Source organism: Kocuria oceani, from assembly GCF_029524215.1.
GTDB lineage: Bacteria > Actinomycetota > Actinomycetes > Actinomycetales > Micrococcaceae > Kocuria > Kocuria oceani.
The window spans coordinates 130,387-154,046 of the sequence record NZ_JARAMH010000009.1 but is presented as its reverse complement, the minus strand read 5'-3'; the positions used below and the strand labels follow the sequence as shown (position 1 = coordinate 154,046).

At 74.7% G+C, this 23,660-nt stretch carries 21 protein-coding genes; 9 read left to right on the top strand and 12 right to left on the bottom strand.

What is annotated here, in order from left to right; translation table 11 throughout:
* Window positions 1-98: 98 nt before the first annotated feature.
* Complete coding sequence (locus PU704_RS12030) at window positions 99-623, bottom strand: prepilin peptidase (protein ID WP_277551516.1); 525 nt, start codon at window positions 621-623, stop codon at window positions 99-101.
* A gap of 68 nt (window positions 624-691) precedes the next feature.
* Here PU704_RS12030 and PU704_RS12025 point away from each other — a divergent pair, with 68 nt between their 5' ends.
* Window positions 692-1,447: a hypothetical protein gene (locus PU704_RS12025; protein ID WP_047804073.1), complete on the top strand. Its 756-nt coding sequence runs from the start codon at window positions 692-694 to the stop codon at window positions 1,445-1,447.
* A gap of 21 nt (window positions 1,448-1,468) precedes the next feature.
* On the opposite strand, the gene PU704_RS12020 is transcribed toward PU704_RS12025, so the two are convergent.
* Both PU704_RS12020 and PU704_RS12015 read right to left on the bottom strand, forming a co-directional pair.
* Window positions 1,469-2,833 carry a PhoH family protein gene (locus tag PU704_RS12020; protein WP_082157451.1) on the bottom strand — a complete coding sequence of 455 codons (1,365 nt, stop codon included), beginning with the start codon at window positions 2,831-2,833 and terminating at the stop codon, window positions 1,469-1,471.
* A 131-nt stretch (window positions 2,834-2,964) separates the two neighbouring features.
* The gene (locus PU704_RS12015) at window positions 2,965-3,726 is read right to left on the bottom strand and encodes an isoprenyl transferase (protein ID WP_075872793.1); all 762 of its coding nucleotides are present in this window, start codon (window positions 3,724-3,726) and stop codon (window positions 2,965-2,967) included.
* A 216-nt stretch (window positions 3,727-3,942) separates the two neighbouring features.
* Between PU704_RS12015 and trhA the strand changes: the two genes are divergently transcribed.
* Complete coding sequence (gene trhA / locus PU704_RS12010; protein WP_075872794.1) at window positions 3,943-4,650, top strand: PAQR family membrane homeostasis protein TrhA; 708 nt, start codon at window positions 3,943-3,945, stop codon at window positions 4,648-4,650.
* A 1-nt stretch (window position 4,651) separates the two neighbouring features.
* Here the strand turns inward: trhA and PU704_RS12005 are convergent, their stop codons facing one another.
* From PU704_RS12005 to mca, 3 genes are read right to left on the bottom strand one after another with little or no spacing between them, the layout of a single operon-like run.
* Window positions 4,652-6,754, bottom strand: coding sequence for a thioredoxin domain-containing protein (locus PU704_RS12005; protein ID WP_277551515.1), 2,103 nt, complete (start codon window positions 6,752-6,754; stop codon window positions 4,652-4,654).
* Window positions 6,755-6,809: 55 nt separating this feature from the next.
* Window positions 6,810-7,145 (bottom strand): hypothetical protein, encoded by a 336-nt coding sequence (locus PU704_RS12000; RefSeq protein ID WP_047804070.1) that lies wholly within the window; start codon window positions 7,143-7,145, stop codon window positions 6,810-6,812.
* Between the two features lie 8 nt (window positions 7,146-7,153).
* Window positions 7,154-8,032 carry a mycothiol conjugate amidase Mca gene (mca, locus tag PU704_RS11995; RefSeq protein ID WP_047804112.1) on the bottom strand — a complete coding sequence of 293 codons (879 nt, stop codon included), beginning with the start codon at window positions 8,030-8,032 and terminating at the stop codon, window positions 7,154-7,156.
* 184 nt (window positions 8,033-8,216) lie between these two features.
* Between mca and PU704_RS11990 the strand changes: the two genes are divergently transcribed.
* The 3 genes from PU704_RS11990 (at window position 8,217) to PU704_RS11980 (ending at window position 9,634) form a co-directional block, all read left to right on the top strand.
* Window positions 8,217-8,678, top strand: a complete 462-nt coding sequence (locus PU704_RS11990) for a DUF4307 domain-containing protein (RefSeq protein WP_277551514.1) — start codon at window positions 8,217-8,219, stop codon at window positions 8,676-8,678.
* A gap of 235 nt (window positions 8,679-8,913) precedes the next feature.
* A complete protein-coding gene (gene greA / locus PU704_RS11985) occupies window positions 8,914-9,417 on the top strand; it encodes a transcription elongation factor GreA (RefSeq protein WP_047804068.1) in 504 nt (167 codons plus the stop codon).
* Window positions 9,418-9,424: 7 nt separating this feature from the next.
* Window positions 9,425-9,634: a hypothetical protein gene (locus PU704_RS11980; RefSeq protein ID WP_047804067.1), complete on the top strand. Its 210-nt coding sequence runs from the start codon at window positions 9,425-9,427 to the stop codon at window positions 9,632-9,634.
* A gap of 90 nt (window positions 9,635-9,724) precedes the next feature.
* On the opposite strand, the gene ilvA is transcribed toward PU704_RS11980, so the two are convergent.
* A complete protein-coding gene (gene ilvA, locus PU704_RS11975; RefSeq protein WP_047804066.1) occupies window positions 9,725-10,972 on the bottom strand; it encodes a threonine ammonia-lyase in 1,248 nt (415 codons plus the stop codon).
* An 84-nt stretch (window positions 10,973-11,056) separates the two neighbouring features.
* The gene (locus PU704_RS11970; RefSeq protein WP_277551513.1) at window positions 11,057-12,475 is read right to left on the bottom strand and encodes an AI-2E family transporter; all 1,419 of its coding nucleotides are present in this window, start codon (window positions 12,473-12,475) and stop codon (window positions 11,057-11,059) included.
* A 163-nt stretch (window positions 12,476-12,638) separates the two neighbouring features.
* On the opposite strand from PU704_RS11970, the gene PU704_RS11965 reads away from it, so the two are divergent.
* Window positions 12,639-13,241 (top strand): nitroreductase family protein, encoded by a 603-nt coding sequence (locus PU704_RS11965; RefSeq protein WP_053004976.1) that lies wholly within the window; start codon window positions 12,639-12,641, stop codon window positions 13,239-13,241.
* Between the two features lie 100 nt (window positions 13,242-13,341).
* Here PU704_RS11965 and PU704_RS11960 read toward each other — a convergent pair whose 3' ends face one another.
* The 3 genes from PU704_RS11960 to PU704_RS11950 form a co-directional block, all read right to left on the bottom strand.
* The gene (locus tag PU704_RS11960) at window positions 13,342-14,214 is read right to left on the bottom strand and encodes a Bax inhibitor-1/YccA family protein (protein WP_047804065.1); all 873 of its coding nucleotides are present in this window, start codon (window positions 14,212-14,214) and stop codon (window positions 13,342-13,344) included.
* Window positions 14,215-14,462: 248 nt separating this feature from the next.
* Window positions 14,463-15,758, bottom strand: coding sequence for a Glu/Leu/Phe/Val family dehydrogenase (locus tag PU704_RS11955; protein WP_277551512.1), 1,296 nt, complete (start codon window positions 15,756-15,758; stop codon window positions 14,463-14,465).
* A 292-nt stretch (window positions 15,759-16,050) separates the two neighbouring features.
* Window positions 16,051-17,589, bottom strand: coding sequence for a PucR family transcriptional regulator (locus PU704_RS11950; protein ID WP_075872800.1), 1,539 nt, complete (start codon window positions 17,587-17,589; stop codon window positions 16,051-16,053).
* A 304-nt stretch (window positions 17,590-17,893) separates the two neighbouring features.
* Here PU704_RS11950 and PU704_RS11945 point away from each other — a divergent pair, with 304 nt between their 5' ends.
* On the top strand, window positions 17,894-18,700 hold the full coding sequence (locus tag PU704_RS11945; RefSeq protein ID WP_075872801.1) for a carbon-nitrogen hydrolase family protein: 807 nt from the start codon (window positions 17,894-17,896) through the stop codon (window positions 18,698-18,700).
* A gap of 15 nt (window positions 18,701-18,715) precedes the next feature.
* Here the strand turns inward: PU704_RS11945 and PU704_RS11940 are convergent, their stop codons facing one another.
* Window positions 18,716-20,302 (bottom strand): PucR family transcriptional regulator, encoded by a 1,587-nt coding sequence (locus PU704_RS11940; protein WP_277551511.1) that lies wholly within the window; start codon window positions 20,300-20,302, stop codon window positions 18,716-18,718.
* Between the two features lie 98 nt (window positions 20,303-20,400).
* Here PU704_RS11940 and PU704_RS11935 point away from each other — a divergent pair, with 98 nt between their 5' ends.
* Window positions 20,401-21,915: an amino acid permease gene (locus tag PU704_RS11935; protein ID WP_047804060.1), complete on the top strand. Its 1,515-nt coding sequence runs from the start codon at window positions 20,401-20,403 to the stop codon at window positions 21,913-21,915.
* Window positions 21,912-23,612 carry a flavin monoamine oxidase family protein gene (locus PU704_RS11930; RefSeq protein ID WP_047804059.1) on the top strand — a complete coding sequence of 567 codons (1,701 nt, stop codon included), beginning with the start codon at window positions 21,912-21,914 and terminating at the stop codon, window positions 23,610-23,612. The genes PU704_RS11935 and PU704_RS11930 overlap by 4 nt, the downstream gene beginning before the upstream one ends.
* The last annotated feature ends 48 nt before the right edge of the window (window positions 23,613-23,660 follow it).

Sequence of the window (23,660 nt, the reverse complement as noted above, 5' to 3'; positions counted from 1 at the left end):
GCGGTGGTCGGCCCGGGGGCCGGGGGTCCCGGCCCATTCTGGCAGGCGCCCGCGGGCCGGCGCGGCACGGATCGCGCGGCACGGGCCGGCCGGGGCGCTCAGAGCAGCAGCAGCACCCCGAGGGCACCGCTGATCATCGCCGGGCCGAAGGCCACGCGGGTCCGGGCCCCGGCCCGGCCCGCGACCACCAGCAGGGCCCCGGCCAGACCGCCGAGCACGAACCCGGCCGCCGCGCCGAGCACCGCGTGCCACACCGAGGCGAAGCCCAGGCACATGCCCAGCAGCCCGGACAGCCGGACGTCGCCCATCCCCATCCCGGCGGGTTGCAGCAGGCGGAGCAGGACGTAGATCCCGCCCATCACCGCCAGGCCCCACAGCATCCACAGCAGCCGCACCGGCTCCCCGGCCACGAGCGCCGCGGCGCCCAGCAGCCCGCCGCACACGGGATAGAGCGGGCGCACCACCCGGCCGGGCAGCAGGTGCTCGCGCACGTCCGTGCGCCACAGCCACGCGCACCCGCCGGCCAGCACCAGCAGGCCGGCCGCCGCGAGCGCCCCGGCGGCCCAGCCCGCGGCGTCCCCGCGGGCGAACTGGTCGGTCAGGAAGGCGCTCACACCGGGCATCGTAGCCGCCGGGCCGGCCGGCGGGCCCGGGCCCTGTGGGCCGATGCCGGCCTCCCTAGACTGGGGCCATGCCCCGCTCCCCCGCCCCCGCGCCCACCGATCCGGACGAGTTCGCCGCGCTGTGCCGGTCCTCGCCGTGGCGCTGGGACACCCTGCGCTTCGGGCTGTCCTGGCTCGCACCACCGGACCAGGCACCGCGCGAGCCGGTGCGGGCGTGGGTGCGCCGTCCGTCGGAGCTGCGCGTGGAGACCCTGGACGGGGTCCCCCTCTACACGGCCACCTCGCTGGAGCGCTCGCGCGACGACTTCTACGTGGCCTCCACCTCGTCGTCCTGGCTGCTCGCGCCGTCCCTCGTGACCCCGGTCTTCACCGACTCCGGCCTGGTGGAGCGCCGGCCGGAGGCCGCCTACGGGGACCCCGTCTTCGGCGGCGGCCGCTGGCAGGCCATCCTCGACCCGGTCGAGCTCGCCGGCAGCGCCCCCGTGCCGCCCTATCTGCCGGAGCGGCGCCCGTGCACCGTCGAGGAGGTCTTCACGGGCGTCCACCACGGGCGGGCGGTGCGCGGCGCGGTGGTGTCCCCGGGCTCCGCCTACACGCCGAGCACGCCGGGCCATCCGCTCGCCCCGGCCCGCACCCGGGTGCTGCTCGACGAGCGGACGGGCGTGTGCGTGCGCTCGGAGGTCCTCGAGGGGCCCCTCGCGGGCACCGGCCACGACCTGAGGATCGAGGCCGTCGACGACTACTTCATCGACGACCTCTTCACCTCCGTGCGGCTGGACCTCACCGACGTGAGCCGGCACCTGCCCTGGCCGGTCGGCCCCTGAGCCGACCGGCCAGGGCCGGCCTCAGGGCTCCAGGTCGCCCAGCACCTCCGTCACCAGCGCCGCGATAGGCGAGCGCTCCGAGCGGGTGAGGGTGACGTGGCCGAACAGCGGGTGGCCCTTGAGCGCCTCGACCACCGCGGTGACCCCGTCGTGGCGGCCCACCCGCAGGTTGTCGCGCTGGGCGACGTCGTGGGTCATGATCACCTTGGAGCCCTGGCCGATGCGGGAGAGCACCGTCAGGAGCACGTTCTTCTCGAGGGACTGGGCCTCGTCCACGATCACGAAGGCGTCGTGCAGGGAGCGGCCTCGGATGTGGGTCAGGGGCAGCACCTCGAGCATCCCGCGGTCGAGCACCTCCTCGACGACCTCCGGGGAGACCAGCGCCCCGAGGGTGTCGAAGACGGCCTGGCCCCACGGGTTCATCTTCTCCTCCTCGGAGCCGGGCAGGTAGCCCAGCTCCTGGCCGCCCACCGCGTAGAGCGGGCGGAACACCATGACCTTGCGGTGCTCGCGGCGCTCCATGACCGTCTCCAGGCCCGCGCACAGCGCCAGGGCGGACTTGCCGGTGCCGGCCCGGCCGCCGAGGGAGACGATGCCGACCTCGGGGTCGAGCAGCAGGTCGATGGCCAGCCGCTGCTCGGCGGAGCGGCCGTTGACGCCGAAGACGTCCCGGTCCCCGCGCACCACCCGGGCCGCACCGTCCGCACGGATCCGCGCCAGGGCGCTGCCGCGGGTCGAGTGCAGGGTCAGGCCCGTGTTGGCCGGCAGGCCCTCCGTGCCCGGGACCACGACGGCCTCACCGGTGTAGAGCCGGTCCACGACGTCGTCGGGCACGTCCACGGACGCGGTGCCGGACCACTCGACGTCCGAGCCCACCCACTCCGCCCGGTACTCCTCGGCCTCCAGGCCCAGGGCGGAGGCCTTCACCCGCATCGGGAGGTCCTTGGACACGATGCACACGTCCCGGCCGTCGTTGGAGAGGCTCAGGGCCACCGCCAGGATCAGGGAGTCGTTGTCCTTGAGCCGGAAGCTCACGGGCAGCACGGTGTCCGAGACGTGGTTGAGCTCCACCACGAGGGTTCCGCCCTGGTCCCCGATCGGGACGGGACGGTTCAGCCCGTGGTGCTCCACCCGCAGGTCGTCGAGCAGGCGGAGGGCCTGCCGGGCGAAGTAGCCCAGCTCGGGGTCGTGCCGCTTGCCCTCCAGCTCGGTGATCACCACGACCGGCAGCACCACCTCGTGCTCGGCGAAGCGCAGGACGGCCCGTGGGTCGGACAGGAGCACCGAGGTGTCGATCACGTAGGAGCGCACCCCGGTCCGCGGCTGGGCGGCGCCCAGCGGGGCGGAGATGTCGACGATGCGCTCCGTGTTCTTGGAGATGCTCATGGCGGCCCTTCCTCCTCTGTCCGGCGGTCGGCGTCCGCGCCGCCCGCCTGAGGACAACGTACGCAGGCCGGACCCGCCGCGCGAGCAGAAACGGTGAACGAGGCGGAAATTGCCAGCGACGTCCCGGGGGTTCAGCCGCCGAAGCGCCGCTGGCGGGACGCGTAGTCGCGCAGCGCCCGCAGGAAGTCCACCCGCCGGAAGTCCGGCCACAGGGCCTCGCAGAAGTAGTACTCGCTGTAGGCGGACTGCCACATGAGGAAGCCGGAGAGCCGCTGCTCCCCCGAGGTGCGGATGAGCAGGTCCGGGTCCGGCTGCCCGCGGGTGTAGAGGTGCTCCGAGATGTGCTCCACCGACAGCTCCTGGGCCAGCTCCCGGACGTCGGCGCCGGCGTCGAGGGCCTCGGTGAGGACCTCCCGCACGGCGTCGACGATCTCCTGCCGGCCGCCGTAGCCCACCGCGATGTTCAGGTGCGGGCCGGCGTTGTCCGCCGTGCGCTCGGTGAGGTCGGCCAGGCACGCGGCCAGCCGCGGCGGCAGCATCTCGAGGGCGCCCACGGGCTGGACCCGGCAGATGCCCGTCTCGGAGAGGGTCTCCATGAGGTCCGAGATGATCTCGAGCAGGGGCTCCAGCTCCGCGGCCGGACGCTTGAGGTTCTCGGTGGAGAGGATGTAGAGGGTGACCACCTCGATGTCCAGCTCCCGGCACCAGCCCAGGAACTCCACGATCTTCTGCGCCCCCGCCTTGTGCCCGTCCGCGGTCGAGGCGCCGAACTGCTTGGCCCACCGCCGGTTCCCGTCCACGAGCACGCCGACGTGCTTGGGCAGCCGCCGCGGGTCGAGGTCGGCGGCGAGCCGGCGCTCGTAGAACCGGTAGAGCGGCCGTGGCTTGGGCATCTGTGGGTCCTCCCGAGGTCTCGCCCGCGGCGGGGGCCGCGGGTCCTGGTGCTGGTGCTCGTGCTGAACGGGGTGCCTGGCGCGCCGCCGGAGCTGGCGGGGGCGGCGGGCCCGGCCGTGTCGGCGGTCACGGGCTCGGGCGGCGGCCGGGGACGCCTCCTAAACTACCCGGTGGAGGATCGTCCGGATTCACCGCCGCACGCCGGAAGGAACACCATGGAGCACTCGCACGGGGGGCCGGCCCGCGCCGCCGCAGAGCTCGGGGAGGCGATCGAGCACCGGCTCGAGGACCTCGCGGAGCGCAAGCCCGCGTGGCGGGGCTGGATCCACGCCGGCTTCACGCCCGTCGTCGTCGCCCTGGGGCTCGTGGCGATAATGCTCGCCCCGACCACGGAGCTGCGCATCGCGTGCGCTGTGTACGGGGTCACCGGGATCCTGCTGTTCGGCGTGTCGGCGATCTACCACCGCGCCTACTGGCCCCGCCGGCTGCACATGGTCCTGCGCCGGATGGACCACTCCAACATCGCCCTGCTGATCGCGGGGACCTACACCCCGCTGGCCGTCGCACTGCTGGCCCCGGACCAGTCCCGGGTGCTGCTGAGCGTGATCTGGGCCTGCGCCGCAGGGCTGGTGCTCTTCCGGCTGCTGTGGACGCTCGCGCCCCGGTGGCTCTACACCCCGCTCTACGTGGTGATGGGCTGCCTCGCCGTCGTCTACCTCCCCCAGTTCTGGCAGACCAGCCCGCCGGCGGCGGTGCTCACCGCGGCGGGCGGCGCCGCCTACATCACCGGCGCGGTGTTCTACGGCACCAAGCGCCCGCGGCTGCTGCCCGAGGTGTTCAGCTTCCACGAGATCTTCCACGCCTGCACGGTCCTCGGCTTCGGGCTGCACTACGTGGCGATCATGCTCGCGATGCTCGGCTGAGTCAGTCCCCCGCCGCCAGCTCCTCGCGCAGCTCGGCGACCGTGTGGACCGGGGCGCGGCAGGCGAAGTCCCGGCACACGTAGACCGTGAACCGCCCGCCCGGCGCCGTCCTCCCGCGTGCGGCGCCGGGCGCCCCGGGGGCGTCGGCGTCGATCACGTGGGTGCCCAGCACCGCGGCGGCCCCGACGGCGCGGCGGGCCTCGAGCTTGTCCTCGGCGGTCCCTCCGGCGAGCACCACGTGGGCCGGCGCGGAGCCCAGCTCGGCCTGCACGGTGAGGGCCCGTCCCGCGGCGCGGGGCGAGCGCTGGGCCAGGAGCTGCAGCGGACCGAGCAGGGACGGGACGAGCCGGGCGCGGGCCTCGTCCTCGTCCAGGGCCCACAGCTCCACGAGCACCGCCGCGAGCACGGCGGCGCCGGCGGGCGTGACGTCGTCGAGGGGCTGGGCGCGCCCCGAGCCGCCGGCGGCCAGCAGCGGGGCGGGGACGTCGGCGAGGTCGGACCAGATCCGTCCCGGCGCCCGCTCCCCGCCGTCCGGGTCCGGGTGCGAGAAGCGCTCCTCGGCCGCGTCGGCGAGCGTGCGGGCCCGCCGGAGCCAGGCCGTGGCGCCGGTGGCCCGGTACAGGGCCAGGAACGCCTCGGCCAGCAGCGCGTAGTCCTCCAGCAGGCCCTCGATGGAGCGCTCCGCCGAGCCGGCGTGGCTGGTGCGCGCCAGCCGGCGGCGGCCGCCGTCCCAGTGCACCTCCCACAGGTGCCCGGCGGCCTCCTCGGCCGCGAGCAGCAGCGCGGGGTCCTCCAGCAGCACGCCGGCCTCGGCGAGGGCCGTGACGGCCAGCCCGTTCCACCCGGCCACGACCTTGTCGTCCCGGGCCGGGGCGGGCCGGGCCGCCCGGGCCGCCGCGAGCTCGGGGCGCGCGGCGTCCCACAGGGCCTGCTCCTCCTCGTCCAGGACGCGCCCCGGGTGCAGCGGCTGGGCGCGGCCGGCGGCCACCCCCATGAGGTCGGCCACGGCCGTGCCGCGCTCGGGGCCGAGCACCGCGGCCAGCTCGGCGCGGGTCCACACGTAGAAGGCGCCCTCCCCGCTGTGCACGTCCCCGTCCGCGGAGGGGCTGTCCGCGTCCAGGGAGGAGGCGAACGCCCCGCCGGGCAGGCGCAGCTCGCGCAGCAGGAACGCGGCCGTGGCCCCGGCCGTGCGCTCGTCGCCGCGGCCGGGCTCCCGGGCCGCGGCGCGCGCGTAGGCGCGCAGCAGCTGGGCGTTGTCGTAGAGCATCTTCTCGTAGTGCGGCAGGGACCACTCCCGGGTCACCGAGTAGCGGTAGAAGCCGCCGCCCACCTGGTCGAAGAGCGCGGAGACCCGCATGGCGCCGAGGGTGCGGCCCAGCAGGCCGCGGGCCTGCTCCGCGGCCGGTCCGCCGGGCCCGGCCGCGATCCGCTCCAGCAGCGGCAGCACGGTGGAGGGCGGGAACTTGGGGGCTCCGCCGAATCCGCCGTGGACCGGGTCCTCCTCCTGCAGGAGCACCTCGAGGGCCGCGGCGGTCGGGTCCGGGCCGTCCCCGGCCGCCGGCACGGGCACCGCGCCGGCGGCCAGGGCGGTGCGCAGGTCCTCCGCCTGTCCGGCGACGGCGCGGGCGACCGCGTCCGCGGCCTGCTCCAGCTCGCCGCGGCGGGTGGCCCACGCCTCCGTCACCGCCTCGAGCACCTGCCGGAAGGACGGCATGCCGTGGGCGGGGCGGGGCGGGAAGTAGGTGCCGGCGTGGAAGGCCCGGCCGTCCGGGGTGAGGAACACGCTCATGGGCCACCCGCCCTGGCGGGTGAGCAGCTGGGTGGCGCTCATGTAGACGGCGTCCACGTCGGGGCGCTCCTCCCGGTCCACCTTGACCGGCACGAAGTGCTCGTCGAGGTAGGCGCCGACCTCCGGGTCCTCGAAGGACTCGTGGGCCATCACGTGGCACCAGTGGCAGGCGGCGTAGCCGACCGAGAGGAACACCGGGACGTCGCGGCGGACGGCCTCGGCGAACGCGGCGTCGTCGAAGGGCTGCCAGGCCACGGGGTTCTCCGCGTGCTGGCGCAGGTAGGCGGAGGACTGTCCGGTCAGTCGGTTGGGCACGTTCGCTCCTCGGGTCTCGGGTCCGGCGCGGGGCCCCGAGGAAGGGGCCCCGGTCTCAGCCGCGCGGGTCGGGTCCTCCCGGGTCCTCGGCCGCAGAGCCCGGGGTCTCCCCGGCGGCCGGGGCGTCGGGGGCCTCCCGGGTGTAGCCGCCCACCTGCTCCTCGGCGGCGCGGCGCTCGGCGTACTCCGCGCGGTAGCGCATCCGCCGGTTGCGGCGGTTGAAGTCGAGCACGAGCAGGATCACGGCCACCGCGAGCACCAGGGACATGAGGAAGCCGGCCACCCCGGGGGTCACCTGGCTGGGGTCCAGCCCGGGGCGCAGCGTGCCCTCGTCGATCGGGTTGGGCGCCATCGCGGGGAGCAGGGCGAGCACGTTCAGCACGGCGGTCATCTCCTCGTTCAGCCCAGGATCCCGGCGAACAGGTCGTTCTCCGGCAGTGCGGTGGACACCCGCGAGTCCGCCAGCACGTAGTCCTCCCACGGCCACACCTCGGCCTGCATCTCGGCGGAGACGGCGAAGAACATCCCGTCCGGGGCCACCTGGGTGCGGTGGCTGCGCAGCGCCTCGTCCCGGCGCACGAAGGCGTCCGGGCACTGGATCTTGGTGGTGGTCTCGTGCCGGGGGGCGGGCGGGCGGTGGCCCTCCGGGTCGGTCTCCTGCCAGGCCGCGATCCGCTCCGCGTACGGCGACTGCAGGCCGCGCTGCTCGAGGGCCTCGTGCAGGGCGACGAAGCGCTCGAGGTTGAAGGCCCGGTCGTAGTAGAGCTTCAGCGGCGTCCAGGGCTCGCCGAGGCCCGGGTACCGGTCGGGGTCGCCGGCGGCGCGGAACGCCTCGACCGAGACGTTGTGGGTCTGGATGTGGTCGGGGTGCGGATACCCGCCGTTCTCGTCGTACGTGAGGATCACGTGCGGGCGGAACTCGCGCACGAGCCGCACCAGCGGCGCGGCGGCCCGCTCCAGCGGCTGCAGGGCGAAGCAGCCCCACGGCAGCGGCGGCAGCGGGTCGCCCTCGGGCAGGCCCGAGTCCATGAAGCCCAGCCACCGGTGCTGGATCTCCAGCGCGGCGGCGGCCTGGGCCATCTCCAGCCGGCGCAGGCCGGTCAGGTCCCGCTCGGCGTAGGGGTGGCCCTCCATCTCCCCGTTGAGGATCGAACCGCGCTCCCCTCCGGTGCACGTGGCCACCATGACCTCGACCCCCTGCCGGACGTAGTGGGCCATGGTCGCGGCACCCTTGCTCGACTCGTCGTCGGGGTGGGCGTGGACGGCCAGCAGGCGCATCTGGGACAGGGAGGTCACTCGGGAGGTCCTCTCGGGATCGGTCGGGGGTGGTGCGGCACGGCCGCTGCGGGCACGGGCCGCCCTCCATTTTACGCGTCCGCGGGGCCGCGGCGTGCCCGGGATGCTCCCAGCGGGCTCGGCTACAGTGGACGGGCGGTCGCCGGGCCCGGCGCCGCCTTCCCCGTTGCCGAGACCCGAGGCCGCCGTGTCCACCGACTCCCCCGCACTGCTCCGCGACCGCTACGGACGCCCCGCCCGTGCCCGCCGGCTCGGCCCGCGCGGCTGGCTGGGCCTGCTGGTGCTGGCGACCCTCCTCGCGGCCGTGTTCATCGTGTGGGTGGTCACCGCCCGGGGCGCGGCGCCCACGTTCAAGGACATCGGCTTCCAGGTCGTCTCCGAGGCGCGGGTGACGGCGGACTTCGACCTCACCAAGCGTCCCGGCGACGTGGTGACCTGCGCGGTCAGCGCCCTGAACGAGGAGTACGCCGTGGTGGGCTGGGCGGAGGTGACCGTCGGGGCGGTGCCCGAGGAGCAGCTGGGCGACGGCGGGACGAGCACCCACCGCGCCTCCGTGCGCACCACGAACCTGGCCACCACCGCGGTCGTCGACTCCTGCTGGGTCGAGGACGGCACGGACGTGTCGTAAACCTCACCGTGCTTTGGGCCTTCCCCCGGCCCCGCCTAGACTGGGAGGTCAGGACTCCCCGTCCCCGGCCACCGGGCACCGTCCGCACGGACGGCCCGGCACCGGGGCGGGGACTTTGCGTTATGCGGATCCCCGCACCGACGACGGCGCCCGCGCCGTCGCTCCGGTCCGCCGCCGCCCGGGACGCCCCGGGCGGGCTCCGGCGGTCCGGCCGTCCGTCCACCGAGGAGAGAATGTGACCAAGACCAGCAACCAGGGCGCCTGGCTGACCCAGGAGGCCTACGACCGTCTGAAGAAGGAGCTCGACTACATCTCCGGGCCGTACCGGCACGAGATCGTGGAGCGCATCGACCAGGCCCGCTCGGAGGGCGACCTCAAGGAGAACGGCGGCTACCACGCCGCCCGCGAGGAGCAGGGCAAGAACGAGGGCCGCATCGCCCACCTCAAGGGCCTGCTCGAGAACGCCCAGGTCGGCGAGGCCCCCGCGGACGACGGGATCGTGGAGGCCGGCATGGTCGTCACCGCGGAGATCGCCGGGGAGCCGATGACCTTCCTGATCGGCTCCCGCGAGGTGGCCGAGGACCTGGCCGCCGGCAGCGACCTGGAGGTGTTCTCCGAGAAGTCCCCGATGGGCTCGGCCATCTCCGGTCACCAGGTCGGCGACGAGCTGTCCTACACCGCGCCCAACGGCAAGCAGATCCCGGTCAAGATCCTGGACGCCAAGCCGTTCCAGGGCTGAGCGTGCCGTGACGACCCACTGGCTGCGCAGCCCCGGGCCCGGCACCCGGGCCCTCATGGTGCTCACCGTGGTGCTCGGCGTCGTCGCCGTGGTCCTGCACTTCGCCGGCCAGGGCGATCCGGCGGCGAGCGCCCCCGGCAGCCTGCGCAACGTCTTCGTGTTCGCGACGTTCGTCAGCGGCTTCGCCACCTACCTCACCGGGCGGCGTCGCTCCTGACGTCGCCGCCCGCGCGCACGGCAGCGGCGCCGGTCCCCACGGGGGCCGGCGCCGTTGCCGTGCCGGGCGCGGCGCGCACCGGCGGGGCGCTCAGTGCACGACGACGGGGTGGAACCCCTCGGCCTCGAGCGCCCGGAGGACCTGGCGGCAGTGCTCGTGGCCCTTGGTCTCCATGTCGATCGTGATGGAGACGTCGCCCATGCTGAGCGCGCCGCCGATGCGGGTGTGGTCCACGCCGGTGACGTTGGCGTCCTGCACGGCGATGACCTTAGAGATCAGCGCCAGCTCGCCCGGCCGGTCGGTGAGCATCATCTTGATCGTCATGTACCGCCCGGCGGCGGAGAGGCCGCGCTGGATGACCTTGAGCATGAGCATGGGGTCGATGTTGCCGCCGGAGAGCACCACCGCGGTGCTGCCCAGGTCCGGGTACCGCTCCTGCAGCCGGCCGTCCAGCAGGGCGGCGACCCCCACGGCGCCGGCGGGCTCCACCACGAGCTTGTTGCGCTCCAGCAGGAAGATCAGCGCCTGGGCGAGGGAGTCCTCGGAGACCGTCACGACGTCGTCGACGAGCTCCTTGATGATGCTGAAGGGCAGCTGGCCCGGCTTCCCCACGGCGATGCCGTCGGCGATGGTCGAGACGCGCTCGAGAGTCACCAGGGCGTCCCCGGCGAGGGACGGCGGATAGGCGGCGGCGTTCTCCGCCTGCACGCCGATCAGCCGGATCGGCCGGCCCAGCTGCTCCGCGCGGGCCTTGACGGCCACGGCCACCCCGGCGAGCAGCCCGCCGCCGCCCACACCGGTGATCACGGTGTCGACGTCGGGGATCTGGTCGAGGAGCTCCAGGCCCAGGGTGCCCTGGCCGGCCACGATGTCCGTGTGGTCGAAGGGGTGGACGAAGACCGCCCCGGTCCGCTCGGCGTGGCGCTGCGCCTCGGCGAGCGCCTCGTCCACGGCGTCGCCGTGCAGCACGACCTCCGCGCCGTGGTCCCGGGTCGCGGCGACCTTGGGCAGGGCCGCACCCATGGGCATGTAGATGCGGGCGGTGATCCCCAGCCGGTCGGCGGCGAGGGCGACTCCCTGGGCGTGGTTGCCGGCGGAGGCGGCCACCACCCCGCGTGCCTTCTCCTCGGCGGTGAGCTTGGCCATCCGCACGTAGGCGCCGCGGACCTTGAAGGAGCCCGCGCGCTGGAGGTTCTCGGCCTTGAGGTTGACCTCGGTGCCGACCAGGCGGGAGAGGGCCCGCGAGTGGGCCACCGGCGTCCGGTCGATCACCCCGTCGAGCAGTGCGGCGGCGTCCTCGATGTCGGCGAGGCGGACGGGCAGGGCGGCCAGGCTCACGGTGGGTCTTCCTTGTCGGTGCGTGCGCGGGACCCGGGGGCGGGGCACGGCTCGCGCCCGCCGGCGGCGGGCGCGGTCCCCATCCTAGTCGGTGTCCGGAGACCGCCCGGGGGCCTCCCCGGTGCCGGCGCCGGCCTGCTCCGGCCGCTCGCCGCCATCCGGCCGTCCGCCGCCCGGCCGTCCGGCGCCCCCGGCCGCGGTCCGGGTGCGGTCGGCCTTGCGCCCGCGCTTGAGTGCGGCCTGGAGGCGCTCCTGGGCCCGGGTCCGGCGGAAGCGCTGGAGCTGGGCCATGATCTGGTCCCGGGTCAGCTCGTTGCGGCTGGCGTGCTTCTTGATCTCCCAGGGGAAGTAGTAGGGCTCCCACGGGATCTCGTCGTCCCCCTTCCAGGTCCCGCCCACGAGGTAGCGCACCACCGTGTTGAGGAAGGCCATCACGGGCACCGCGAACAGGGCGCCGGCGATGCCGAAGAGGATCGTGCCGGAGGCCACGGCGAGGAACACGGCCAGCGGGTGCAGGGACACGGCCCGGCCCATGACGAGGGGCTGCAGGACGTTGGACTCGATCTGCTGCACCAGGAGGACGAACGCGAGCATGGCCAGGGCGGTGCCGAAGCCGTTGGCCACGAGGGCGACGAGCACGGCGACCGCGCCGGTCAGCACCGCGCCCACGATCGGGATGAAGGAGCCGAGGAAGACGAGGATGCCGATGGGCAGGGCCAGGGGCACGCCGAGGAAGAAGGCGCTCAGGCCGATGCCCACGGCGTCCACGAACGCCACGAAGCCCTGGATCCGGGCGTACTGCACGAGCGAGTGCCAGCCCCGCCGCCCGGCGCCGTTGACGGCGCGCCGGGCGCTGACCGGGAACAGCCGGACCAGGAAGAGCCAGATCCGCTCCCCGTCCATGAGGAAGAAGAGCAGCGTGAACAGCATGATGATGATGCCGGTCAGGACGTTGCCGGCCGTGGAGCCGAAGGACATGGCCCCGTTCAGGATGGCCTGGCTGTTGTCCTGCACCGTGGTGCCGAGCTCGTCGATCCAGTCGTTCACGCTGTCCGCGCTGAGGTTCAGGGGCCCGTCCTCGAGCCAGCCCAGCAGCTGCTGGGTGCCGACCACCACGTTCTCGGACAGCTGGGCGAAGCCGAGCACGATCTGCCGCCCGGCCAGCACGAGCAGGCCCACCACGAGGCCGATGAAGCCCAGGACGGTGAGGCCCGAGGCCAGACCGGCGGGCACGTGATGGGCCCGCATCCCCTTCACCAGGGGGAACAGCAGGCCGGCGAGCAGCCCCGCGATGAGCACGGGGATGATGACCACCGTGATCGTGGAGAGCATGTAGCCGAACAGGCCCACGGCCGCGAGGATGATGAGCAGCCGCCACGACCAGGCGGCGGCGACGCGCACCGAGACCGCCACACCCCCGGCGGCGTTGCCGTGCAACGGCGGGAGCTCGTTGCCGGGCCCCGGGAGCGGGGGACGCTCGGCGTCGTGCGCAGTGGAAGGCATGGCATCATCCTTCCACGGCCGGACGACCGGCAGGTGACGCGGGGCCGACACCGGCACCCGGTTCCTCCGGGTGCGGACCGGACGGGAGCGCCTCTGCCGGGGACGGCCGACGCGGCTGTCGCGGAAACCGCCGCCGGGGCGCCCGCGGTGACAGACTGGCGCCATGTCACGTGCGTTCCTCCGGATCCTCGCCCAGCGGCGTCCCGCCTCCGCCCTGACCCCGGATGCCCCGCCGCGGGAGGAGCTGGAGGCCGTGCTCCGCGCGGCCGCCGGCCCGGCCGCCGCGGACCCCGGGCTCAGCTGGCGGGTGGCCGTGACCACGCGCCGCTCCGCGCCCGAGCTGGCGGCGGCGGCCGCGGGCATGCGCCGGGTGCCCACCATGAGCACGCCGTTCCCCCGGCTCAAGGGCAAGCAGCTGCGGCGGCTGGCGACGTTCCGGGGGTCGCTGCAGTGGGCGAGCACCGGGGGGCTGGGGTGCGCGCTGGTGTTCAGCCCCGACGACGCCCTCGGGGCGCCGCGCAAGGAGCAGCTCGCCGCCGCGCACGGGGCCCGCCCGCTGCTCGAGGCCGCCTTCTGGGGCGCGGGCTGGGCCACCGCCTGGGCGCCCCGTGACGGCGCGGACGAGGACGCGCTGCGCGCCTTCTACGGGCTGGGCTCCGACGAGAAGGTGCTCGGCTGGCTGTTCGTGGGGCGTCCGCCGCGGGGGGCCGCCGCGGCGCACGCGGCCACCCTTCCCGCGCCCGGTCCGCGGATCACCTACCACTGAGGCCACCGCCCGCCCCGGGGGCGGGACAGCGGACACGGCGACGGCCCGGCCCCGTGAGGGGACCGGGCCGTCGCCGGTGGCGGAACCTGGGAACGAGGACCTAGTTGGAGGTCATCTCCCGGATGATCGCCAGGATGCGCAGGATCTCGATGTAGAGCCACACGAGGGTGACGGTCAGGCCGAAGGCCGCGGACCAGGCCATCTTCTCCGGGACGCCGACCTCGACACCGCGCTTGATGTTCTCGAAGTCGAGCACGAAGCTGTAGGCCGCCAGCAGGATGGCGATCGCGCCGATGGCCAGGCCCAGCCACGGGCCCAGGGGGCTGTCCGTGCGGATGTTGAAGCCGAACAGCAGGACGGCACCCAGGTTGACCAGGGCGAACACGACGTAGGCCATGAGGGCGACCATGAAGATCTTGGTCGCCCGTGCGGAGGCGCGCAGCTTGCCCGAGCGGAAGAGCACGAGCACGGAGCCGAACACCGCGAGGGTGCCGATCACGGCCTGGACCGCGATGCCCGGGTACATGCTCTCGAACATTCTCGAGATGCCGCCGAGGAACATGCCCTCGAACAGGCCGTAGGCCAGGATCAGCGCCGGCGAGGGCTGGCGCTTGAAGACGTTGACCATGGCCAGGACGAACCCGATCAGGGCGCCCGGCAGGGTCAGCACGGGCATGATCCAGCCGGCCAGCGCACCGACCACCACGGCGCCGAGCACCGTGGCGGTGCGCATGATGACGTCGTCGTAGGTCATCCGGCCGGTCTGGTTGGTGCCCGCCGCCGGAGCGTTGTACATCGAGTCCAGCCGGTCGGCGGAGTACGGGCCGGTCTGACCGTATCCGGCCTGGCCGTATCCGGGCTGCTGGTAGGGGGTCCCGTAGGAGCTCTGCCCGTACTGGGTCCCGTGGGACTGCTGGGCGCTGCCTGCGCCCTGCTTGGTGAAATCGCGGAGGAGCGGGTTCCCGCCGGCCATGTGTCGGTCCTTCCCTGGCACTGCTGTGCGTGATGTCCCTCAAGGGTAGCAACGCAGGCATCGTGGAAGCAGGGGAACGGCTGTGCTTAAGCCGAGGGCGTGGCGCGGACCGCGGTGCCCGCTCCCGCGGAGGGCACCGCGGGGGCGGGGCATTCCCCGCGCGCGGGGCCGGGCCCCCGCCCGCACCCTGCTCACCGTCCGGCCGGCGGCGCCGCTGGGCGGTGCCGCCGGCTCGGCGGCGCCGCCGATCAGGGGTAGAGGCCGCGGGTGAGGTGGGCGTCGGCGACCCGCTGGACCGCCGTGACGGTGGCGGCCTCGCGCAGGCTCAGTCCGCGCTCGCCGGCGACCTCGAGCACCTTGCCCCAGGCCGCGAGCATCCGGGCCTCCAGGCGGGCGTCGACCTCGGCCGCGGACCACCAGTAGGCCTGGTTGGACTGCACCCACTCGAAGTACGAGACGATCACCCCGCCGGCGTTGGCGAGGATGTCCGGGACCACCAGCACGCCGTTGGCGGCCAGGATCTCGTCGGCCGCGGCCGTGGTCGGCCCGTTGGCCCCCTCCACCACGACCGACGCGGCCACCTCGGCCGCGTTGCCGGCGTGCAGCACGCCCTCCACGGCGGCCGGCACCAGCAGGTCCACGTCCAGCCCCAGCAGCCGCTCGGCCGGGAGCGGGTCCGCGCCCCCGAAGCCGACCACGGAGCCGGTCGCGGCCACGTGCTGCTGCAGCGCGGGCACGTCCAGCCCGCCGGCGCGGTGGACCGCCCCGTACTGGTCCGAGGCCGCGACGACCTCCACCCCGGCCTCGGCGAGGAACAGGGCGGCCCCGGCACCGACCTTGCCGAAGCCCTGCACCGCGGCGGTGGCCCCGGCCGGGGCGATCCCCCGGTGGGCCAGGGCGGCCAGGGCGATGTGCACCACGCCGCGGGAGGTCGCCGCGGAGCGGCCCAGGGACCCGCCCACGGACACCGGCTTGCCGGTGACCACCCCGGGCACGGTGTAGCCCACGGACACGGAGTAGGTGTCCATCATCCAGGCCATGGTCTGCTCGTCGGTGCCGATGTCGGGGGCGGGGATGTCCCGCTCGGGGCCGATGATCGGCAGGATCTCGGAGGTGTAGCGGCGGGTGACCCGCTCCAGCTCGCTTCGGGAGTAGCGGCGGGGGTCGATCGTGATCCCGCCCTTGGCCCCGCCGTAGGGCACGTCCAGGAGCGCGCACTTCCAGGTCATCCACATCGCCAGGGCCCGCACCTCGTCCAGGTCCACGGCCGGGGAGAAGCGCAGCCCGCCCTTGGCGGGGCCGCGGGAGAAGTTGTGCTGCACCCGGTGGCCGGTCAGCACCTCCACGCTCCCGTCGTCACGGCGCAGCGGGATGGACACGGTCATCTCCCGGCGCGGCCGGGCCAGCAGGGCGTGCAGCCCGGTCTCGTAGCCGAGGGTGCGCACGGCCGCGGCCAGCTGGGCCTGGGCCTCGGCGAGCGGGCCGGTGCCCGCCGCCGCCTCCCCCGGGGCGTCGGCGGCGGGAGCGAGGACGGGGGTGGTCATGGGATCTCCTTCGATGCGGATGACGCGGCTCGGTCGGCGCGGTACGGCCCGGTGCACGGACCGGTTCGCCGGGAGGCCGGGGCGCAGGGCGGGGCGGGGGCCGACGGCGGAGCGGGGCCCCCGCGGACCCAGGTCCGCACGTCCCGACACTGCGAGACTAGGCTCACACCCGCGCGGCACAGTGCTGCTGTCCACCCCGCCCGGTGTGCAGAGTGCCCACCAGTCGCGGGGTGCGGCGGGTGCCGGCCGGGCGTCCGGGACCGGCGGCGCCCACGCCGGCGCCCGGCCGGCTCTAGCCGTCGTGGACGCGGAGGGCGATCCAGAGGTCGGCCCGCAACTGCGGGTCGTCCAGGGAGCGGCCCAGGGCCTGCTCGACGGCCTGCAGCCGCTGCAGCATCGTGTTGCGGTGGATCCCCAGCTCGGCCGCCGCCTGCCGCCGGTTGCCGTTGTGGGCGAGGAAGGTCCGCAGCAGCCCCAGCAGCTGCTCGCCGCCCTCCCGGGCCCTGACCGGCGCCAGCAGGTCCCGGGCGAAGGCCCGCGCCGCCTCGGGCGGCAGGAGCCCGGCGAAGCCACCGGCCACCAGGTCGTCCCAGACCCCCACCCGGTGCCGGGCCGTGGTGCGCCCCAGCACGTCGAGGGCCTGGTGCTCGCTCGTGCCCGCGGCCTCCACGGGCGCGGCGCCGCCGACTCCGGCACGGGCGCCGGAGCGCTCGACGACCTCGCGCAGGGCCCGGAGCAGCTCCGGGTCGTCCTCCACCAGCACGGCGACGTCCGCCTCCCCGGCCCCGTCCTGCGCCGCGGCGCCCACCAGCGCCCGGTGGCCGGTGCGGTCGGCGAATCCCTCGATCCGCCGGGCCGCCTCCCGGACCGGCTCCGCGTCCCCGCGCAGGCGCACCACCCGCACCCTTCCGGACGAGCCGGCCCAGCCGCCGTCCTCGGCGACCGCCAGCAGGGCGTCCCCGGAGCGCACGTCGCCCCCCAGGACGAGGGCCAGGGCTCCGGCGCGGACCCGGCGCCGGAACAGGGCGCGCTCCCCCGCCCGCTCGGCGTGCAGGGAGAGCAGGGCCACGGCGGTGGTGATCGCCCCGGCCTGGGCCCGCTCCGCGGGCCGGGGCGTGACCACGACGAGGTAGGTGAGCGGCACGCCCTGCACGCCCAGCGGGTGGACCACGATGCTGCCCGCGGGCCCGGACTCGCTCAGCGACCCCCGCAGCCGCGCGGGACGGAGCCGGTCGACGAGCTCCTCCAGGCTCCGCCCCGTGGGCAGCTCCGGGACCACGGGCGCGGACCGGTGCGTGATCTCGGCGTCCGCGGTGCAGATCGCCGCCCAGCTCCCCTCGATGAGCCCGGCCAGGGACTCCAGGACCCGGGTGGATCCGTCGGCGCCCGTGGCGGCGCGCGTGAGCGTGCGCTGCATGGTGAGCATGGCCTCCAGGGCGGTGCGCTCCTGGGCGGCCCGCATCTCTGCCACGGCCTGGATCAGCTCCAGGAACGGCGTCTCCTCGGGCACGCTGAACAGGGTGAGGCCGGCCTCCCGGGCCGCCTCGACCAGCTGCTCCGGCACCTCGGGGTGGGACAGGCTGCGCCCGACGCCCATGCCGAGGGCCACGACCCCCTTCTCGGCGAGGCGGCGGGCGTAGCGCCCCCAGGAGGGCCGGTCGACCGGGCTGTTGAGCCCGGTGAACAGGACGATCTCCCCGCCGTTGAGATAGGGGGTGGGGTCGGCCAGCTCGCTGGTGGCCACCCAGCTCACGGGGGCGCCCGTGTCCCCCTCGACGACCATGCGCAGGCCCAGGCCGTCGAGCCCGAGCACCTGGGCGACCGTGATCACTGATGTGTCCTTCCGTGCCGACCGGGAGGACGACGGCCGTGGCGGCGTCCCGCCCCCGGCCGCGGCGCGCCGGCCCGCACCGCTGCCGCCGAGACTATCGTGCCGGTCCGGGCGAGGGCGCGGCTCCCGGATCGGCGCGGCCGGCGGCTCGGCGGGCGGGGCCGTCCGGAACGGCCCCGCCCGGGATCGCCGTGGCAACAATTGTTGCTCCGCGGACAACGTGCTGACAGACTGTGCCGGGCATCACAGCCCGCAGCGCCGGCGGACTCCCGCCCGGCGCCGGTTCCTGCGAGAAAGGCCGCCCATGAAGATCGCCGTGCTCCAGGCCGAGGCCACGGTCCTCGACCTGGAGGCCAACCTCCGGGTCGTCGACGACGCCGCGCGGCGGGCCCGCCAGGACGGCGCGGACCTGCTGCTCACCCCGGAGCTGTTCCCGTGCGGCTACAGCCCCGAGCTGGTCCGGCAGCGGCTGACGGCCGAGGACCTGCGCCTGATCGCCGACCGCGCCGCCGCGATCGCCCGCCGCCACGGGATCGCCCTGGTCTACAGCGCCCCCCGGGAGGGCGCGGGCGGGCGCTGGCACATCGCCGCCACGCTCCTCGACGACGCCGGGCGGGCCGTGCTGAGCTACGACAAGGTGCACCTGTTCGGGGAGGAGGAGCGGCGGGCCTTCGCCCCCGCCGAGGACGCCCCGCAGGTGGTGGAGCACGGCGGCCTGCGGGTCTCGCTGCTGATCTGCTACGACGTGGAGTTCCCGGAGAGCGTGCGCGCCGCCTCGGACCAGGGCGCGGAGCTGCTGCTGGTCCCGACCGCCCTCGGCGCCGGGTTCGCCGCCGTGCCGAACATCCTCCTCCCGGCCCGCGCCCTCGAGAGCCAGGTGGTGATCGCCTACGCCAACCACTGCGGCACCGAGAGCGGGCTGGAGTTCGGCGGGGAGAGCGTGGTCGCCGGCGCCGACGGGAGCCTCCTCGCCCACGCCGGCGCGGGCCCCGACCTGGTGCACGCCGTCGTGGACTCGGCCCTCGTGGCCGCCGCCCGCGAGCGCGTGCCCTATCTGCGGGACCGCCGCCCGGACCTGTACGGGCGCTGGGGCGGGCGCTCGGCCCGCTGAGGGACTGCTGAGGGACTACGGCGCCCCGGGCACGAACTGCAGGGCGATCAGCAGCTCCGCGCGCACGCGGGCGTCGTCGAGGTCCACGCCCAGCAGCTCGGCGACCTGCTGCACGTGCCGGCGCACGCTGTTGCGGTGCAGGCCGAGCCGGCGGCTGCAGGCGTCCCAGCTGCCGTGGGCGTCCAGCCAGCACCGCAGCGTGGCGAGCAGCAGCTCCCGCCGCTGCTCGGGCAGCTGCTCCAGCGGCGCGAGGAGCCGGTCCGCCACCAGCCGCCCCGACTCCGGGCCGAGCAGGCCCGCCACCGACCACGGCACGTCCTCCGCGCGCAGGCTCCCGCCGCCGGCCCGCAGCCTCCGGCGCAGGGCGGAGACCTCCTCGTGCGCGGCCCGCAGACCGGAGAGTCCCGCGGGCCGGCCGACGGCCACGACCCACCCCTGCGACTCGAGGTCCGTGACCAGCCGGCCGGGCACCGGCGAGCGGGTGACGGTGACGAAGCCGTACTCGGTGAGCTCCACGAGCCGGGTGTCGAACAGCCGGCGCAGCTGGAGCAGCTCGGGGAGCTCGTCGGGGACCAGCGGCGGCCACGGCCCGTCGTGGCCCTGCCCGCGGACCCCCTGCACCACCCGCACCGGCTCCCCCTCGGGGCCGGCGACGCTCTGCGCCAGCGCCCGCAGCACGGCGCGATCCCCGGGCTCCCCCGCCCCCAGCAGCAGGGCGGTGGCGAGGCGGCTCGGCGCCAGGTTGCCGACCGTGCGCTGACGCAGGAGCACCTCGAGCAGGCCGACGGCGACGGAGACCGCGGTGTGCTGGGCCGGGGAGAGCGCGGCGGACGCTCCGAGGACGAGCGTGCCGAGGTTGACGTCGCGCTCGCTGCGCAGGGGGTGGCCGACGACGACGGCCGCCCCGGGCTCGGCGAAGCTGGCCACCTCGACCCGCGGGCCGCTGCCGGCGAGGATCTTCTCCTGGAGGGGGCGCAGCTGCTCCTCGTCGAGGACGGGACGGCCCGCGGAGGCACTGATCCGCCCGTCGGCACCGGTGAGCACCGCCCACGCCCGAACCTCCGCGGCCAGCACCTCCAGGAGGGAGCTCTCCGGGGCGCCGGAGAGCACGGCCCGGAGCATCCGGCGGTTGGCCTGGACCAGTTGCCGCGCCATCCGGTCGTTCTCCGCCTCCAGCACGGCGGCGAACCTGCGGGTGACGGCGACGAACGGCGTGTGCTCCGCGACCCGCACCAGGGGCAGGCCGTGCTGCGCGCAGGCCGGGGCAAGCCCGGCGGGAAGAGCTTCGTGCACCGGGGAGACGCCCAGCCCCAGGGCGGTGACCCCGGCGGCGGCCAGCCGCGCGACGTAGTCGGCGACCTCCGCCGGCGACCGTCCGGCCAGCGGGACCCCGGCGGTGAGAAGAAGCTCCCCGCCCAGCAGGAAGGGCGTGGGATCCTCCAGCTCGCTGGTGGCCACCCAGCGCAGCGGCGGGGCCGACGCCCCCGCCCAGGAGGTCACCAGCTCCAGCTCCGCCGGCATCTGCGCCAGCAGGCGGTCCAGGGTCAGCTCCCCCCAGCCCTCCGTGGCGGCTGGTTCCCGCAGTGGTGCATTTCCGCTCATGCGAGGGAACTATAGGACACTTCGTCCCGCCTGAGATGCACGTCACATCCCTAGGGTGTGTGGTGCCCCGCAGGTCGTTCGTCGAAAGGGACGCCACCATGACCACAACACCCACCCTGCCGGACCGGCGGTCGCGCCCGGGCCTCCCGCTCGGCAGCCAGCTGGTCCGGCGCAAACCGCTGCACCAGATGGCGCGCGAGTCCGAGACCGCCAGCACCGGGCTCATCCGCAGCTTCGGGCTGCTGCAGCTGACCATGATCAGCGTGGGCGCCACGCTCGGAACGGGCATCTTCGTGGTGCTCGGGGACTCGGTGCCCCTCGCGGGGCCGGCGGTGTGGATCTCGTTCGTCATCGCCGGTGTGGCGGCCATGCTCTCGGCGCTCTCGTACGCGGAGATGGCCGGCGCCGTGCCCGTCTCCGGGTCCAGCTACTCCTACACCTACGCCACCATGGGCGAGGGCCTCGCCTGGATCTGCGGCTGGTGCCTGCTGCTGGAGTACGCCGTGTCCGTCGCCGCCATCGCCGTCGGCGCCGGGGAGTACCTCACCGAGATGGCCACGGCGTTCGGCGTCACCCTCCCGGAGGCCTTCGTGCAGCCGCCCGGGGACGGCGGTGTCTTCAACGTCCCCGCCGTCGCGGTCGTGCTGCTCGCCACGGTGGTCCTGATCCGGGGATCGCGCGAGAGCGCCTGGGTGAACACCGTGCTGGTGGTGCTCAAGATCGCCGTCCTGCTGTTCTTCGTGGCCGTGGCGTTCACGGCCTTCGACTCCCGCAACTTCGCCCCGCTGCTCCCGATGGGCACCGCCGGCGTCACCGCCGCGGCGTCCCGCCTGTTCTTCTCCTACATCGGCTTCGACGCCGCCTCCACCGCCGGGGACGAGGCCCGCGATCCGCAGCGGGACCTGCCGCGGGCCATCATCCTCTCCATGGCCCTGATCACCTCCCTGTACATCCTCGTCGCGGTGGCCGCCATCGGTGCCCGCCCGTGGCACTGGTTCGACGGCCAGGAGGCCGCCCTCGTGGGCGTCCTGCAGGAGATCACCGGACGCCCCTGGGTCTCGCTCGTCTTCGCCACGGGCGCCGTCGTGGCCATCGTGAGCATCGTGCTCGTCGTCCTCTACGGGCAGACGCGCATCCTGATGGCCATGTCCCGCGACGGTCTGGTGCCGCCCGTCTTCGGCCGGGTGTCGGCTCGCACGGGCACCCCGATCGCGAACACGCTGATCACGGGCGGCGTCATCGCCACCACGGCGGGGCTCGTGCCCCTGGGCGAGCTGGCCGACGCCACGAGCATCGGCACCCTCTTCGCCTTCAGCCTGGTCAGCCTCGCCGTGATCCACCTGCGCCGCACCCGCCCCGACCTGCCCCGGACCTTCCGGGTGCCGTTCTATCCGGTCACGCCGATCCTCGCCGTGCTCATGTGCGCCTTCCTCATGCTGAATCTGGGAGGCTCCACCTGGGTGGTGTTCGCCCTCTGGATGGCCGTCGGCGCCGGCGTGTACCTCGGCTACGGCCGCAGGCACTCGGCCGTGGCCGCCCTGACCGACAGTGAGTACGCGGAGGCCTCCGCCCCTGTGACCCCGACCCACGAGACCGTGAAGGACACCGCATGACCATCGCGACCGACATCAACCACTCCGGCGCCGGCGCCGCGCCGATCACCATGCTCAGCCCCGACTTCCCGTTCGGCTACGACACCTACCTCCAGCACCCGGCGGGACTGGGCAGCGTGCCCGAGGCCGCACTCGGCACGAAGGTCGCGGTGATCGGGGCGGGCCTGTCCGGGCTCGTGACGGCCTACGAGCTGATGAAGCTGGGCCTGCACCCCGTGGTGTACGAGGCGGGCGAGATCGGCGGGCGGCTCCGCACGGCCTCGTTCTCCGGCGCGCCGTCGGTGACCGCCGACCTGGGCGGGATGCGGTTCCCGGTCTCCGGCCGGGCCTTCTACCACTACGTCGACAAGCTGGGGCTGCGCACCGAGGCGTTCCCCAACCCCCTCTCCGAGGTCACCCCGAGCACGGTCATCGAGCTCGGCGGCCGGTCCCACTACGCCCGCACCCCCGACGAGCTGCCCGCGTTCTTCCAGGAGGTCGCCGACGCCTGGCACCACGCGGTCGACGACGGCGCCCAGTTCCTGCAGATGCAGGAGGCGATCAAGGCCCGCGACACCCGCCGGATCAAACAGCTCTGGAACGAGCTGGTCCGCGACCTCGACGAGCAGACCTTCTACGGGTTCATCGCCGCCAGCACGGCGTTCAAGGAGGCCGGTTTCGAGCACCGGGAGGCCTTCGGCCAGGTGGGCTTCGGCACGGGGGGCTGGGACACCGACTTCCCCAACTCCATCCTCGAGATCCTCCGGGTGGTCTACACCGACGCCGACGACGGTCACCGCAGCATCGCCGGCGGCGCCCAGCGGCTCCCCGAGGCGCTGTGGCACCACGCCCCGGAGGACATCGCCCACTGGCCCGCCGGGACGTCCCTCGCCTCGCTGCACCACGGCTCCCCCCGGGGCGCCGTGGCCCGGATCTCGCGCCCCGCCACCGCCGACGGCGGCGTCGGGGACCTGCGCATCGAGGAGAAGTGGGGGCGCGCCGCCGAGTACCGCGCGGTCGTGGCCACCTGCCAGTCCTGGCTGCTTTCCACGCGGATCCACACCGAGGAGGGACTCTTCCCCGCGCCGCTGTGGACCGCCATGGAGCGCTCGCACTACATGCAGTCCTCGAAGACGTTCGTGATGGTGGACCGCCCCTTCTGGAAGGACGTCGACCCGGCCACGGGGCGGGACACCCTGAGCATGACCCTGACCGACCGTCTGCCGCGCGCCACCTACCTCCTCGACGACGGCCCGGACCGGCCGGCCGTGATCCTCCTGTCCTACACCTGGAACGACGACGCCCTGAAGTGGCTCGCCCTCGACGCCGACGGCCGGGTGGAGCTGATGCTGCACTCCCTGAAGCAGATCTATCCGGACGTGGACATCGCCTCCCACATCGTCGGGGAGCCGATCACCGTCTCCTGGGAGGCCGACCCCAACTTCATGGGCGCCTTCAAGGCCAACCTGCCCGGCCACTACCGCTACCAGCAGCGCCTGTTCACCCACTTCGCGCAGGAGGGCCTCCCGGAGCACCAGCGCGGCATCTTCCTGGCCGGGGACGACATCTCCTTCACCGCCGGCTGGGCCGAGGGGGCGGTGACCACCGGCCTGAACGCCGTGTGGGGCGTCGTCCGGCACCTGGGCGGGGCGAGCGCCCCCGGCAACCCCGGGCCGGGAGACCTCCTCGACGAGCTCGGGCCGATCGCCCTGGACTGAGCACCACGCCCCGGCGGTCCCCCGGGCCGCCGGGGCGGCCCCACATCT

Coding starts and splice junctions, on each gene's coding strand:
- PU704_RS12030 (WP_277551516.1), bottom strand. CDS start 623: ATGCCCGGTGTGAGCGCCTTCCTGACCGACCAGTTCGCCCGCGGGGAC.
- PU704_RS12025 (WP_047804073.1), top strand. CDS start 692: ATGCCCCGCTCCCCCGCCCCCGCGCCCACCGATCCGGACGAGTTCGCC.
- PU704_RS12020 (WP_082157451.1), bottom strand. CDS start 2,833: ATGAGCATCTCCAAGAACACGGAGCGCATCGTCGACATCTCCGCCCCG.
- PU704_RS12015 (WP_075872793.1), bottom strand. CDS start 3,726: ATGCCCAAGCCACGGCCGCTCTACCGGTTCTACGAGCGCCGGCTCGCC.
- trhA (WP_075872794.1), top strand. CDS start 3,943: ATGGAGCACTCGCACGGGGGGCCGGCCCGCGCCGCCGCAGAGCTCGGG.
- PU704_RS12000 (WP_047804070.1), bottom strand. CDS start 7,145: ATGACCGCCGTGCTGAACGTGCTCGCCCTGCTCCCCGCGATGGCGCCC.
- mca (WP_047804112.1), bottom strand. CDS start 8,032: ATGCGCCTGCTGGCCGTCCACGCCCACCCCGACGACGAGTCGAGCAAG.
- PU704_RS11970 (WP_277551513.1), bottom strand. CDS start 12,475: ATGCCTTCCACTGCGCACGACGCCGAGCGTCCCCCGCTCCCGGGGCCC.
- PU704_RS11965 (WP_053004976.1), top strand. CDS start 12,639: ATGTCACGTGCGTTCCTCCGGATCCTCGCCCAGCGGCGTCCCGCCTCC.
- PU704_RS11960 (WP_047804065.1), bottom strand. CDS start 14,214: ATGGCCGGCGGGAACCCGCTCCTCCGCGATTTCACCAAGCAGGGCGCA.
- PU704_RS11955 (WP_277551512.1), bottom strand. CDS start 15,758: ATGACCACCCCCGTCCTCGCTCCCGCCGCCGACGCCCCGGGGGAGGCG.
- PU704_RS11945 (WP_075872801.1), top strand. CDS start 17,894: ATGAAGATCGCCGTGCTCCAGGCCGAGGCCACGGTCCTCGACCTGGAG.
- PU704_RS11940 (WP_277551511.1), bottom strand. CDS start 20,302: ATGAGCGGAAATGCACCACTGCGGGAACCAGCCGCCACGGAGGGCTGG.
- PU704_RS11935 (WP_047804060.1), top strand. CDS start 20,401: ATGACCACAACACCCACCCTGCCGGACCGGCGGTCGCGCCCGGGCCTC.
- PU704_RS11930 (WP_047804059.1), top strand. CDS start 21,912: ATGACCATCGCGACCGACATCAACCACTCCGGCGCCGGCGCCGCGCCG.